This is a genomic window from Mariniblastus fucicola, from assembly GCF_008087665.1.
GTDB classification, from domain to species: Bacteria; Planctomycetota; Planctomycetia; order Pirellulales; family Pirellulaceae; genus Mariniblastus; species Mariniblastus fucicola.
Genome location: NZ_CP042912.1, coordinates 4,093,787 through 4,105,699, shown reverse-complemented (window position 1 = coordinate 4,105,699; position 11,913 = coordinate 4,093,787). Strand labels below are relative to the sequence as shown.

Annotated in this window: 8 protein-coding genes; 2 read left to right on the top strand and 6 right to left on the bottom strand. The window is 54.0% G+C overall.

What is annotated here, in order from left to right; translation table 11 throughout:
• Positions 1–6 precede the first annotated feature (6 nt).
• Positions 7–1,296 (top strand): hypothetical protein, encoded by a 1,290-nt coding sequence (locus MFFC18_RS15030; RefSeq protein ID WP_075083389.1) that lies wholly within the window; start codon positions 7–9, stop codon positions 1,294–1,296.
• A 42-nt stretch (positions 1,297–1,338) separates the two neighbouring features.
• Here MFFC18_RS15030 and MFFC18_RS15025 read toward each other — a convergent pair whose 3' ends face one another.
• Positions 1,339–2,442, bottom strand: a complete 1,104-nt coding sequence (locus MFFC18_RS15025; protein WP_168211098.1) for a DUF1570 domain-containing protein — start codon at positions 2,440–2,442, stop codon at positions 1,339–1,341.
• Positions 2,443–2,520: 78 nt separating this feature from the next.
• Entirely contained in the window at positions 2,521–4,647 is a 2,127-nt protein-coding gene (gene ftsH / locus MFFC18_RS15020) for an ATP-dependent zinc metalloprotease FtsH (RefSeq protein WP_075083387.1), read from the bottom strand.
• A 337-nt stretch (positions 4,648–4,984) separates the two neighbouring features.
• Here ftsH and MFFC18_RS15015 point away from each other — a divergent pair, with 337 nt between their 5' ends.
• Positions 4,985–6,121, top strand: coding sequence for a DUF1570 domain-containing protein (locus tag MFFC18_RS15015; protein WP_075083386.1), 1,137 nt, complete (start codon positions 4,985–4,987; stop codon positions 6,119–6,121).
• A gap of 54 nt (positions 6,122–6,175) precedes the next feature.
• On the opposite strand, the gene MFFC18_RS15010 is transcribed toward MFFC18_RS15015, so the two are convergent.
• From MFFC18_RS15010 to MFFC18_RS14995, 4 genes are all read right to left on the bottom strand, one after another.
• Positions 6,176–6,730, bottom strand: a complete 555-nt coding sequence (locus tag MFFC18_RS15010; RefSeq protein WP_148618895.1) for a hypothetical protein — start codon at positions 6,728–6,730, stop codon at positions 6,176–6,178.
• 54 nt (positions 6,731–6,784) lie between these two features.
• On the bottom strand, positions 6,785–7,261 hold the full coding sequence (locus tag MFFC18_RS15005; RefSeq protein ID WP_075083384.1) for a hypothetical protein: 477 nt from the start codon (positions 7,259–7,261) through the stop codon (positions 6,785–6,787).
• 60 nt (positions 7,262–7,321) lie between these two features.
• Positions 7,322–8,377 carry a ThiF family adenylyltransferase gene (locus MFFC18_RS15000; RefSeq protein ID WP_075083383.1) on the bottom strand — a complete coding sequence of 352 codons (1,056 nt, stop codon included), beginning with the start codon at positions 8,375–8,377 and terminating at the stop codon, positions 7,322–7,324.
• Positions 8,378–8,501: 124 nt separating this feature from the next.
• On the bottom strand, positions 8,502–11,813 hold the full coding sequence (locus tag MFFC18_RS14995; protein ID WP_075083382.1) for a calcium-binding protein: 3,312 nt from the start codon (positions 11,811–11,813) through the stop codon (positions 8,502–8,504).
• Positions 11,814–11,913: the final 100 nt, after the last annotated feature.

Sequence of the window (11,913 nt, the reverse complement as noted above, 5' to 3'; positions counted from 1 at the left end):
CTCCAAATGGAAAAAGATTCACCAACGCATTCAGTCTTGCAATCCGCTTTGGCGCTGCTTTCAAACAGCGGTCGATCCGAATTGGTTGATCGCTTGCCAGAGAAGCGTTCGTGCGGCGACGATCTTTTCGTTTGTGAATTTGGAAGCAATGGCCGTTTGCTGGATCGCGATACAACTTTCGTTGGTAGCTCGCGGCTGACCAGAAAGCTGGACGAAATTCCCGGGTTCTTCGACGGACTGTTGAAAGTTGCGATTGATTTGGATCGGGAAACAGACGTGCTGTTGACCGCGGATGGCGTGGCCTGTGATGCGATGGTGCGTCGAGTGAGCGAACTGTTTCGGGTCCCGCTGCTGCCACTGGTGATGGCGCCCACGGATCCTAAAAAGCTGGCTTTGCTGATTTCCAAACTGGCAGACAGCGATCGGAAAGTTGGACTTGTGTTCGACAGTCGATCACGCGGGGCTGACTTTGCGTTGGCCTCCATCGCGAATCAAATGGTGCTGTTGTCCGTGAGAACCAATGGCAACCTGCAATCCGCGGTTGATGATCGGCTGAATAAGGGAAAGCCAGCGAAAGTGCTGGTCGACGCCCGGCTGACGAAAAAAGCGGTGACCGATCAGTTGTTGGCTGCGGGAGCGACTGGCTGGTATTTGTTTGGCTGCGAACAGCCCGGCATCGAATCCAGCAACCGTGACCTGGAATTCAGTTCTGCGGCCGAGGTGAACTCTGACGAATTTCTACTGCATTGGACTCGGCGTCGCGTGGGGCCGTGGCCGGAGCAGTCCGAGGCTGAATTCCTGGATGATTTGATCTTTCGCGCAAATGGGAAAGATCATCGAGAGGTTGCGACGTTACGGCGAATTTTGGCGACCGAGCGGATTTTGGCCAGCAACGCGCTGACTCGTGATCCGCGGCCGGTCGTTTGTTTTTCAGACGTCACGTTCACGGAGCTTAAAAAGCGTCGCGTTTTTCGATCGCATTTGAGTCGTTGGGATTTTGAGCCGTTTGGAATTGCGATTCGGAAATCGTGGCTGGCGTCGCATGGCGCCGCGGCCGTGGTTTATGGAGATGAGACCAAATGGGATTCGATGGAGGAGAGCAAGCGTCCATTTTTTCAGCTGAATGATTCAAGCAGCAAAGTGGATTGGTCGGTGGAGAAAGAGTGGAGAATCGTCGGCGACGTCGATCTGAGAAAGGTCCCGGTGGATGCCGCGATGGTGTTTGTGGCGACGCGAGACGACGCCGCAGAAGTGGCTGGCTTGAGTCGCTGGCCGGTCGTGGTTTTGGAAGAATGAAGCTTGGAAGACTGAAGCTTCACGGCACGAAGAGCAGCAAAGCTACGACGATGGCAAACTGAGAATGAACTTTCGCAGTCGTCGCTCAAGCGTGTCAAAATCTTCGGCAAAAGTATCCATGAAAAAAGTGATTCGCTGGTCTGGCGTGTAGTTGGCGAATTCGTTCGTATTCCCATCTTTGAGCACGAATCGCAGATACTTGTCAGTTTCTTTTTCCGCAAAGTAGAACGACAGTCCCCATGCAAGACTGTAAGCCAGGTCGGGGTCTGTTTCGAAGATGCGATCATTGCGAAGCATGGTTTCGATCGAATCTTTCGCACGACCCGATTGAAACATTTTTTTGAGAGTCCGAAGGCGACGGTAGTTGACGCGTTCGGAAATCGGCTGATCTGGCTTGCCGTTTCGAAACCCTTTCGATTCGAAAAGCATGGCGAAACCTTCCGACATCCAACGCGGAACCGCGCAAAGTCGATTGTGCACGCCGTTGTTGAATGCCGCTTGATGAATGGTTTCGTGAACCACGGTTACGTCGGCCAGTCGATTGATCCGTTTGGCGATTCTTGGGTCGCTGGAGACGAAAGTCGTGACCCGGTTCGTGATCCGCGAATAGAAACCGAACACGTCTTTCTTGAAAACGATCTCGTCCGCCAATGAGCGATTGAACTCGTTTCTCGAACCAAGAATCACAACGACCAGCGGGAACCGCGGTTCTGCAATGTCGATCCGGTTTCGAGCCAGATAGTTCTTAAACTGGTTGTAGACGTTCTCGTATTGCTGAGCCCAGTTCTTCTGCTGAGTCCTCGGGTAGACGACCGTGAAATGCTTCGAGGACTGCGTCAGATATCTCGAACCGTACTGTTTCTGCAATCGGTCCGCTAACTCTTTTGCCGTGTAGGGCGCGAATCCTCTGGAGAAGACCTCCATCTTTTCCTGGCGCGGCAACAAAGTGATGCGTCCGTCCCAACGGAGTAACGCCATCTTGTCGCGGTCCTGTCCCAGCGGTCGACCGTAGTAGACTTTGTCTTCGTGCTCGATCCGAACCGTGACGACTTTCCCAAATGGACCCTCGCCGACAATCTTAATCCACTTTGGGTGCTTGTCAGCGGCAGCAGCCTGTTGCGCCGCGGCGGTGTGCGTCCAAACCAACGAACAAACCCCAACACACAACATCAAGATGCAGCGTCTGTGGAGAAAAATCCGCTTTAGCAGGCTCAACGAACTACCTCATGTCTGGTCCGACGCGGTTTCGGTTTTCGTTTCCGATTCAGCATTCGTCTCTGAATCTGATTGCGAAACCTCATCCTGCGAAGTAGCCGTGCCATTTTTGGAGGGTTCCGATTTCGCACGACCGGGGCGGACGAGTTCTCCGTGAACGGATGGTCCGATCAGGTCCGCAATCTCATAACGATCCAGTTCTTCATTCTTCATCAGGCCATCAGTGATCGCCTGCAGATTGTCGCGATGCTTGAGCAGCAAATCGTTAGCCGCCTGCTGAGCTTCTGAAAGGATACGATGGACTTCCTCGTCGATCACTTCCATCGTGTGCTCGCTGAACAGTCGCGATTTCTGCATTTCGCGACCGAGAAACGGATCTTCGTCGGACATCTTGTAACTGACCGGGCCAAGTTTCTCACTCATGCCCCAATGCGTCACCATCCGGCGGGCCATCGAAGTAGCACGCTCAAGATCGTTCTCGGCACCGACCGTGAGTTCATCGTAAATGATTGATTCCGCGCCGCGACCGGCCAGCAGCATGATCAGGTGATCCCGAATCTCCTGCTCTGACAAATTCATACGGTCTTCATCGTGAACCATTTGCGTCACGCCCAAAGCCTGACCTCGAGGGATGATCGTGACTTTATGGACCGGGCTGCCACCGTCGAGGAACCACGCCGCGATCGTGTGGCCGGCTTCGTGATAGGCCGTGCGCTCTTTTTCTTTTTCAGTCAGCACTTCTTCGCGGGCCGCACCCATCAGGACTTTGTCATGGGCATGATAAAAGTCATCCATCTCGACTTTGTTCTTGTTCTTCCGTGCCGCCCAGAGTGCCGCTTCATTGACCAAATTTTGGATGTCAGCACCGGTCATTCCCGCTGTCGCTTCTGCCATGGCTTCCAAATCGACGTCATCCGAAAGCGGAACGTCACGGACGTGGACTTTAAAGATCGCAAAACGACCGGCTTTGGTCGGACGGCTAACGGTGACATGACGATCAAAACGGCCAGGACGAAGCAAAGCCGGATCAAGAATGTCAGGACGGTTTGTCGCCGCAAGAATGATTACTGAGTCAGTTTTGTCGAAGCCGTCCATTTCGCCAAGGATCTGGTTCAACGTTTGTTCACGCTCATCGTGGCCGCCACCAAGTCCGGCGCCACGCTGTCGACCGACGGCATCGATCTCGTCGATAAAGATAATGGCTGGCGATTGTTCTTTGGCTTGTGCGAACAGGTCACGCACGCGACTGGCACCGACGCCGACGAACATCTGAATAAATTCAGAACCGTTGACATTGAAGTACGGAACGTTGGCTTCGCCCGCAACCGCTCGCGCCAGCAACGTCTTTCCCGTTCCCGGAGGTCCGACCAACAGGACACCTTTCGGAACGCGGCCGCCAAGCTTTTGAAACTTGGTCGGGTCCTTCAGAAAGTCTACGATTTCCTGCAGGTCAGCTTTGACGCCCTCAAGCCCGGCCACATCCTTGAACGTAACCGGTGCCTCGTTTGGCTCGTATCGTTTCGCGGTGCTTCGAGAAAAGTTCGACAGGAATCCTCCGCCGCCCATCATCTGGCTCTGGCGGCGCATCATGAACATCATGATTCCGATGATCCCCAGCGTCATCAGGGCCAGGAACAACAGCTGGTAAACCCAGGGTTGAGTCTGTTGCTCGAAGCTGACTTTTTCGACGCCAGCGGCTCGTAGCGTTTTCATCAAATCAGCGCGTGACATCTCGTCTAGCGAACCGATCTCCACGATGAAATGCTTTTCCAGTTTTTCGGTGTCTTTCGGCGGAACCAGTTCGCCACTGGTATTGAACGTTGGCTCGGGGTCCGGAATGACCTTGAACGTCCCGGTCGCACTGCTGGGCCCGATTTCGACTGACTCGATCATCGAACCAATCTCGTCGCCATTTCCGTCTTTGTATGACTTGCCCTGCGGGTCATTGCCTTCAATCAGCTTTTCAAAGTATCCGTAGGAGATGCGGGACGCACGTTGAGCCGGGTACAGCAACGTGTACAGCAGGAACATCATCAGAAGCGAGACGAGCAGCCAAATCGGGAATCCCCGCATGGGCGGGCGGGCGCCCTGTTCGTTTTCGTTTTCCCGGTTGTTTCGGGCCTCTTTGTCGTCCATCAAAACTCTCTGTTCATAAAAGCGTGACGCTGTTCCAGGTAGCGTCGCAGATTATCGACGAATTCTAGACTATTTATAGGCGGGTGACGATGCGATTTGACAACGCGGCGACTCGGAGGCCTTTTTTGGGGAGCAGAATCGACGTTGCGCTCGAATTGACCATGTGACAGTTCGTCCCGACAGCCTGCATCAACAACATCGAAGCGGTTTTTAGGCGGTGACACCGGATGTGCCGATCATGCAGGCTCACGTTTTCCCTCGCCAGGAATGTATCGGCGTTGGCGGATTTTGCGTCCTAAAGTTCAATTGAACCCGAACTGACTCTTCTGCCAGATCCATGCACTCGCCCCGAACTTTCCTGATAGCAGCAGTCGTCGTTGTTGGCTGTTTCGCGCTCGCACTGAGTAACTGTTGTGCGCAGATCAAGTTAACGGAACTGCAGCTGAGCGACAAGAAAACGTACTTGCTCAAGACCAGCACCGGCAACCGATATGCCGGGCGAGTCGACCTCGCGGATCCGACCGGACTGGTGATGACTCGTCGCAACGGGAGGATCGTAATCCTCGAGCCTCACGAAATCAAATCGATCAAGAAAGTCGACGACACTTTCTACGCCAAGTCGTTCCAACAAATGCGAGCCAGCTTACAGAAGGAGTTCGGCTCGAAGTACGTCGTTTCGGCAACTCGTCACTTTTTGGTTGTCCATCCCCCTGGAGACTACGAACGTTGGGCGCTGCCGTTTGAGCAACTGTACGCCCGGTTTGAGGCGTACTTCAAGACCCGTGGTTTTGTGATCACAGAGCCTGAATTTCCCATGGTGGCCATCGTTTTGCGGACTCGCAACGAGTTTGTGCAGATGGCGAAAGTTCGTGACATCCCCGCTGGCGTCGTCGGCTACTACGCGTTTCACAGTAACCGGCTGATTGCGTATCAGCGAAAAATTCCGTGGAGAAATTCCAGCCAAAACTGGGCTGACACGATGGACACTATCATTCACGAAGCCACCCATCAGACCGCCGCCAATACGGGCATCCACAGTCGCTTGGGCGTCAACCCAAGATGGGTCACCGAAGGTCTTGCGACAATGTTCGAGGCGAAAGGTGTCAACAACTACTTCAAGTATCCGGAATTCAAAACCCGGATCAACTGGGAGCAGCTTCATGCGCTGCGGGAGTTGTATGAAAACGGCAAGGTCGAAGGCACGGTTGAACAATTGGTGAATGGCGATTCAGTTTTCGACCACGATTCGAATCGAGCCTACGCCGTTTCCTGGGCTCTTTCGCTGTATCTCGCTGAACGGAATCCGCATCGCTACGTGCAGTATCTGGAAATGCTGCAGCAGGACGAATTCTCTTCCTCGCTCAATGCCTCCAATCGAGCAAAATATTTCTTTAAGGCGTTTGGCGAACCGGCAGGAATCGAAGCTGACTTGCGGCGCTTCGTCAATCGGATGCCGAAATCCGAAGACAAATAGGCTTAAGTAGCCGTGGCCGAATAGTCGCAGCAGAATCGTATTCCAAATCGTGGCTTACCAGCGAGTCGGAAGTTGCTCCTGGCTTTCGATGTCCAGCACTCGCGTGAAGGACATGACTCCGATAATGAACTTGTAGACGCCAAACACGCCCATCAAGGGAGGCAACCAATACTGGCCTCCAAGTCCGTAGACGAAGGCAAGAATCAGCGGGATGCGAGTGAAGCTGCCGATCTTAAAAAGTGCCACGCCCACAATTACCGCGGCGACCAGCCACAAACAGCCGACGACGATGAACCGTATTGAATTGGAGGTCCGATCCTCTTCAATCGAGTTCAATCTTCGGTCTCGCATGCGGTCTTCCAGCGAAGACTCCTCAGACATGAATTTGCGCAGGATCGCGTCTTCTTCTGCGCTCGTCCGCTGAGACGATTTGCTTTTGGCTCCCGCCGAACGGGCAAAAGTTCCCGGAACTTTCTTGCCGCTGGAAGTTGGTCTTGGTGGCGGCGTCGGACAGACGAACATCGTGTCGCACTGTTTGCACCGAACGTTCTTCCCGCCAGTCGCTTCCGGGACGTTATAAACTGCGCCACACTCACAGCGAATCTTCATCGCTTCGTTCCGCGTATTGAAATCGTTAATTGCCGCCAATATCCAACAGCCATTTTAGCTGAATGCGATCTGCTTTTCACGCACAAACGCGGCGACAAGATCGTCAAACTTCCTGTCCAGCGGCGATTTGTGTTCATCTTTCAGCTTTTCCTGCTCAAGCTCGTGACCGAACGTCCAGTGGAATTCGATCACGTTTTCTTCAACGACGATCGTGCCTTCGATGCCATGCTCGTTGCAATGTTGAATGAAGCAGTTCAACTCGGGTTCGATGCCCATGATCAACTTTTCCAGCCGGGCACGAGCTTTCGAGGATCGCGGCAACCTGGCACCCCAATGTTCGAATTCGCCGAACTTTTCGTGCGTCAGAAAGACCTGCCCGATGCCGTAAAAGAACCACTCCGGACCACTGAAACTGGAGATCAATGCGTAAGGCTTCGGGAGGATCGATTTCTTGCCGACTTTGGTGCGAAATATCAGATGCCGTCCGCCGAAACGCTTGACGACTTTGTTGTCGGTGCTTTGCTGGTTCATATTTGAGGGCTTGGTTGCTGGCAGGAATTGAATTCCATGATAGTCGATCCGCAACGCAACCTAAACGCCCAGATATTGAGCATACAGTTTCTTCGCAACAGCGACCTCTTCGGTGCCCGATACGATCGCCCGACCGTCCGCGAACGCAGTGATGGAAAAGTCATCGATGTGGAATCGCAACAGGAAGGGATTTTGCTCTACGGTTCCCAACGGTCGAAGCCGCGCGGCAAGAGAATCCAGATCGATCGATTCGCGTTTGGCAAAACTGAGCTGGACAGCGTTGCGTCCGCACATGATCGCGGACTGGCTGCCACGTTCGCCAGAAAGCCATTCGAAGTTTCGCTGTTTGCAAGTCGGACAGTCGACTTTCTCACGCAGCGTCGACACATCCATCGTGCGGAACTCGTTGGACCACAGCCCGATGATCGTCAGCTTTTTCGAAACCGATTCGACGTTTCCAGAAAGAATCTTGATGGCTTCCATCGATTGAATCGAAGCGATGGTGCCGATGATCGGACCGAGCACGCCGAACGAGTCGCAGGTGTCAGACGTTCCCGGCGGCGGAGGTCCGTCCAGCATCAGGCAGTTGAGGCAGGCGGATTCGCCAGGCACGATTGTCATCGATTGCCCGTCGGCGCCCAGGCAACCGCCGTAAACCCACGGAACGCCCTGGCTGATGGCAGCATCGTTGATCAGAAAACGCGTTTCAAAGTTGTCTGTGCCGTCGACGATAACGTCGACTCCCTCGACCAGGCGACGAATGTTTTGTGAGTCGACGTCTTCGACGAAAGCCTCAACGTTGACGCTGCTGTTGATTTCGGCCAGCCTTCGCTGCGCCGCGATCGATTTCGGCAAACCGGACTCAACGTCTTTTTCGCTGAACAGAAACTGGCGCTGAAGGTTGCTAAGTTCCAGGAAGTCCCGGTCTACGATTCGCAAGTTGCCCACGCCGGCACGACAGAGCGTCGATGCGATCATCGAACCAAGTGCTCCACAGCCGACGAGTAACGCCGTTGATTCAGCAAGTCGCTGCTGGCCTTCGACACCGATTTTTGGAAATCGAATCTGGCGGCTGTAGCGAGACAGGAGCTCTGGATTGTTTTGCGAATCGGCCACGTGGAATAGCTGGGCTGGTGCGAGTCAATAAGATTCAAGTTTAGCAAGACTTGTGCGAAACCATAGTAGCACGCTGGTCTGCATCGTCGACATGCCCATCGGTCAGGAAGCTCTGCCACAATCGCTAAACCGGCGCTACCAGTCGCCCGAAGGAATCGCTGCCCTCCTGCAATTCGAATCGCCGCAGCTGTTGGTCCGTTTGAGCCCAAACCGATGGCAGGCTGAGCGAATGCAGGAAATTGCCCTCCTGAATCAATACCAATTTCTCAACTCGCGAATTTCCAATCGCCATGTTCTTGATCACGATCGCATCCGCGTTTTTGTCATTGCCGTCAAGCTCCAACGTGATCTTCAGATTGTCGCCAAAACGGCGGAAGCGAAGATCTTCAATCCCGTCGAAATTCTTCAGCCCCTCAATTCGAAGCGTATCGGTTCCGTTTCCGTCGAGGGCTTCATCGACCATGTCGTTGCCGTGCCCCAATCGATAACTGTAATAGTCATCGCCTCGCCCGCCACTGACATAGTCATCGCCAACGCCGCCGATAATCGTGTCGTTGCCGGAAGATCCGTAGAGCGTGTTGTCCAGTTCGTTGCCGCGAAGCGAATCGTCGCCGCTTCCGCCACGACCGCTGACGATGACGCTGAAGTTCGACATGACCCAGGTGGCTGGCTGAGATCCATCCTCCGTCGTAATGAAACTGCTCTGGCCCGGACGCAAGTCAATCGTTGCGTCGTGTGGTGACAGATAGGCCGTGATGTTTGAGCCGTCGAATTTCCCGTAGTGCACGATCGTTTCGTAAAACGATTCGTCTCCGTCGAGCCGATACTGGTTGACGCTGGTTGGCGGATGAACGTAGGTTTTACCTTGCTGACGCAATCCGTTGATGTCGATCGGCAGCAAGCCAGTCGGGTAAGGCAAGTCCGCGCGATCGCCCGTCAGCTCAGCTCCCATCACAGACTGATCTCGTTGAGCGTTGGCAATGTAGTCCGCTCCCAGCGAAATTCCGACGCTTCGCAGAATCTCAAATGGACCCTGGGTGCCGTCCGACAAGTCGTCCCACAACGGCGAGTTCACGTTGAGGATAATGTCGCCCGCCAGCCCGTTGCCCAACGGATCTCCGTTAAGCGAAAAAGCGAGCACGTCGGAATCGATCTCCGCTTTGTAGATCATGATCGGTGCCGCATCGTTGTCCACGCCGGGATCTGATTCGACCAGGTCGAACGGAATGAAGCGATCCCATTGGAAGATCGCGTCGACGACTACTTCCCGTTCGGCCACTGTCAACGCTTGAGTCTCGCCAACGACCGCATCGTCGATCTGCAAATAGTCAGGACGGCCTTCGGCGAAAGCATACGTCAGCTGATCGACGTGCGGCACGATAATGTTGGTCCGGGAAATGCCTTCTGGCAAATGGTGCCCGTACAGTTCCGTTGAACTCCATTGCGAATTGCCTTCAGTGCGAACCTCGCGAAAGTAGAATTCTCCGACGCCGTCAAACGTGTCGTTGAACTCGATGGAAAACCATTGGTTCGTGTCAAGCGTCTGATACGAGTTGGCCTCAACCTGAAATGTCTCGCCGTTGTGCTGATAGGTAAACGGAACCGAAGAGTAAACTTCGACGGCACGGAAACCGAACGTGTTTGTGGCGAAGCGGGTGTCCTGGGGACTGAACTCGCGATCATTTTCAAGTCGCAAGCGGGCGTCCTTGGTGATGTTGATCTCGAATCCCTGCTCCTGGAAATTGTGATCTTTCGGATCCACCACCAGATATCGAATCGAAGCCGTACTGCTGCCGGAATAGTAGTATCGCTTTCCGGCGTTGTAGCTGGCGACGGAGCCGCTTCCGTTTCCGATTACGATTTCAAAGTTGACCTGATTGCTTTCGATTTCATACCACGTGTTCGGCGTGACTTCGAAGCGATGCCAGATCTCCGCAGCGTTTTCTCCGTTGCTGGCCAGCCCGCGGATTCGCCCTGCCCCGGTCGTCATGTCCACGTTCCACATCGTTGACGAGTCACTTCCGCCAGTCAAAGCTTCCGATCGCAGCGTGTAGTTGCCGGTTGCGCCTGCGTTGGATCGCAAATCCAGATAGAAGGAGTCGTTGAACTGACCGATGTTTTGCGAGAAAACCAGCGACTGAAACGGCACGCCTTCTTTAAGAATATTGCCGTCTTCATCGCGAACCGAAACTGCCATACGCAAGGCTGGGTGGGCGTCGATTGTGAATCGATAGTTGGCGAAATTTCTCAGCGGAATACGAATCCAGTCTCGATCGCCGACAGTTTCAATCGCTCCGTTGATGGTCCCGACGGTGCTGCTGTTAAAGTTGAAATTGGTCGCGTATCTCAGATTGGCAATGTGGTCGTCAATGACGTTTGCCGTCACCGCGTACTCGCCTCCGCCGCCTTGTAAACGACCAGCGGCAATAAAGAAAGTGCCATCGCCTTGCGAGCGAAAGCGGAATTTGCGTCGGCTGTTGTCGAAACTTCCCTGCTCGATGTACTCGACGTCGATGAGTTCGCCGGATCGATTTCTGAGCGTCAGCGACGCAAAGTCTGACTCGACCTCGTAGTTGAATCCTGCCCGCGTTTGTATTCGGAACCAGTCCTGATCCGCATCGTATCGGCTGAAGTATGCTCCGTGATTTCCTTGCCCCGAAGACGGCGTTCCATCGGAAAGCAAAACTGCAGTCGTGTTGACGTTGCCGAGGATGTCGTCGAACTGCTCCGATTCCAAAATGTAGGACCCGGTCGCCGCGTCGCTGTCGACTTCAAAAACATAGTCGGCGGTTTCATCAGGTGTGAACGTGATCGATGCGTTGCGATTGGTGGCGGTCTGATCATCTTCGGCCAGCAAACTGCCTTCCGGGTCGAACAGCCGCAGCACCATTCGGCCTAGCGTCGTTCCCAGCTTTTCGTTCGATCGTCGACCGTACAGGTTGAAGGTGTAGTCAACGCCTTCGAAAAGTCGGTACTTCAGGAAGTCCACGTCTTCGTTGTTCTCCAGCGCAGAGGCGAACTGGTTGGTGCGAAACGGCGCGAAGTAAGTGGCAGCTTCGAACACGTTGCTGGCGTAGTCGCCGGAGCGAATGAACAGCCGATATCCACCGACGGTGGATGGCGAACTGATTGAAACAAAGTGATCCTCTGTTTCGCCAAAATGAAGGTACTCGGTTCGGTCTGGAACGCGGACCGAGTATGGGTATTCCCAAAGTTGTTTCGATTCCTGATCGAAAACTGACAACGACGACGCGTATTGAATGTAGTTTTCGTCTTTGGAACGGAACAGCCAGATGTCGTAGGCAAAGAACTGTCGCATGCCTTTGACCCGAATCCAGTCTTCGTCGTTGGCGACTTCGAACTGTGCAGAAAGCGGCGTGCCGGAAACGGTGTAGGTGCCGATGGTGGTGGCGTCAGCAGCAAAGTCGTCGTTCATGGTGTCTCTCTTTTTCGGAACTGTGTCCTAAATGCTATCACGGTTGGGGTGGTGTGAATAAAAGCTGGTAGTTTGACCAGGTCGAAGGGCCCTGCACTAC